The organism is Arthrobacter sp. 05L45_2 (assembly GCF_056397525.1).
Genome location: NZ_JBFTNO010000317.1, coordinates 1 through 2056, shown reverse-complemented (window position 1 = coordinate 2056; position 2056 = coordinate 1). Strand labels below are relative to the sequence as shown.

Annotated in this window: 1 protein-coding gene and 2 pseudogenes; 2 read left to right on the top strand and 1 reads right to left on the bottom strand. The window is 68.1% G+C overall.

Translation table 11 applies throughout. The annotated features are described in order from the left end of the window. Positions 1 to 207: pseudogene (locus AC1DHD_RS15935) on the top strand (signal recognition particle-docking protein FtsY); the annotation flags it as partial. Here AC1DHD_RS15935 and AC1DHD_RS15930 read toward each other — a convergent pair. Then, positions 204 to 1457 carry an MFS transporter gene (locus AC1DHD_RS15930; RefSeq protein WP_476880642.1) on the bottom strand — a complete coding sequence of 418 codons (1254 nt, stop codon included), beginning with the start codon at positions 1455 to 1457 and terminating at the stop codon, positions 204 to 206. The pseudogene AC1DHD_RS15935 and the gene AC1DHD_RS15930 overlap by 4 nt on opposite strands. 253 nt (positions 1458 to 1710) lie before the next feature. On the opposite strand from AC1DHD_RS15930, the pseudogene AC1DHD_RS15925 reads away from it, so the two are divergent. Next, a pseudogene (locus tag AC1DHD_RS15925) lies at positions 1711 to 2056 on the top strand (hypothetical protein); the annotation flags it as partial.

Below are 2056 nucleotides of genomic sequence, written 5' to 3'. Positions count from 1 at the left end.
GGTCTGAACCAGGCCCGTGTCTTCGCCGAGGTGGTCAACATCACCGGCATCGTCCTGACCAAGCTGGACGGCACAGCCAAGGGCGGCATCGTCGTCGCGATCCAGAAGTCCCTCGGGGTGCCGGTCAAGCTGATCGGCCTCGGCGAGGGCGCGGACGACCTCGCGCCGTTCGAAGCCGAGAGCTTCGTCGACGCGCTGCTGAACTAGGCCGGCGCGTCCGCCGGGGTGGTCCTGAACGTTTCGCGGGCGAACATCCAGCCCGCGGCCGCGGCCAGGAGCACCCCGCCGGTCACGCCAAATGCCCAGCCGTAGCCAAGCCGGTCGGCCAGGAGCCCGGCGATGACCGGGCCCAGGATGGCGCCGCTGTCCGAGGTCATCTGGAATACCGCCAGGACCCGGCCGCCGGAGCGTTCGTTACCCACGACGTCGGCGATGGCCGCCTGCTGTGCCGGGCCCAGCAGCCCGGAGCCGACGCCGGCGATGGTGGACGCCAGCAGGAACCAGGGCAGCTCGTGGGTCAGGCCGATGCTGGCTGTGGCGAGGCCCGTGACCACCAGGCCGGCGAGCATCAGCGGCTTCCGTCCCAGGTTGTCCGCGAGCCGGCCGGAGAAGGTGAGGGCCGCCGCGTTGCCGGCGGCGAACACCGCCAGCGCCCAGCCCGCAGACGAGGACCCCGCGCCCAGGGCCACGACGGCGAAGAGCGGGACCGTCGCCATCCGGACGCCGAACGTGGCCCAGCCGTTGGCGAAGCTGGACGCCAGCCCGGCCCGGTAGGCGCTGTCCCGCAGGGCGTCGCGCAGTTGCATGGCCGGGGCGGTGGCGCCGGCCTCGCGGGAGCCCGTGGGGACGTGGGTGAGCTGGGTTTGCACCACTGCGGCGGCGAGGACCAGGGCGGCGGCGTAGGCCAGGAAGGGCACCCGCAGGCCGAAGCTGGCCAGCAGGCCGCCGACGATCGGGCCGCACACGTTGCCGATGAGGAAGGCCGACGCGTAGGCGCCGGAGACGCGCCCGCGGCTTTCCGGCGGCGCCAGCCTGACCACCAGCGCCATCGACGCCACCGTGAACATCACCGAGCCGGCTCCGCCGAGGCCGCGGAAGACCAGCAGCTGCCAGTAGTTCTGGGCGAACGCGCACGCCGCCGTCGAGGCCGCGACAATCAGGAGCCCGGCCACGTAGACCGGGCGTTCACCTAGCCGCACAATCAGTGCGCCGCCCGCCGGGGCGAACACGAGCCGCATAAACGCGAAAATGCTGACGATCACCGCGGCCGCCGTCGCGCCGACGTCGAACGTCGTGGCGAACTGGGGGAGCACCGGCGCCACGAGGCCAAAACCCAGCGCAATCAGGAACGCCGCGACCAGCATCACCTTGATGTCCCGGGGCAGGCGCGGCCTGCCGTGCGGCCGGAGGACGGCCATCGGCCCGGTGGGGGCGCCGGAACGGGTTGTTTTGCTCATGCTGCTGCCTTCGGTGTTGCGTGGGGTGCCTGGTGGGAGTCCGGGGCGGGATGGAACGCGTGAAACATAACCGTAACAAGCGTGAGATGCACCATTTACTTCCGGGAGGTTCTTGTAACAACCCGGCAATGTAAATCCTCAGCCGGTGAAACACGCCGCCAGCAAACTCTTCTTAGAACGCAAACCGCGTTGGGCAGGCGGACTATTCCGCACCTACGAGCAAGACACCTAAGAGCAAGAGAGGACGCAGACCATGGAACTCACCGCAGGTCTCGTTTGGCTCCTGGTCGCATCAGCCCTCGTGCTGTTYATGACCCCGGGCCTGGCATTCTTCTAYGGCGGCATGACGCGCGCCAAGTCGGCTTTGAACATGATGATGATGAGCTTCGTCGCCATCGGAACCATCGGCATCATGTGGGTCCTGTGGGGCGCCTCGATGGCTACCAGCAACAAAGACAACTTCTTCCAGATCTTCGCCAACCCGTTCAGCCACTTCGGTCTGCACAACGGTCCTGTGGGGCGCCTCGATGGCTACCAGCAACAAAGACAACTTCTTCCAGATCTTCGCCAACCCGTTCAGCCACTTCGGTCTGCACAAC

Excerpts from the sequence above, each read along its gene's own strand:
- AC1DHD_RS15930 (WP_476880642.1), bottom strand. The coding sequence starts at position 1,457 with ATGAGCAAAACAACCCGTTCCGGCGCCCCCACCGGGCCGATGGCCGTC.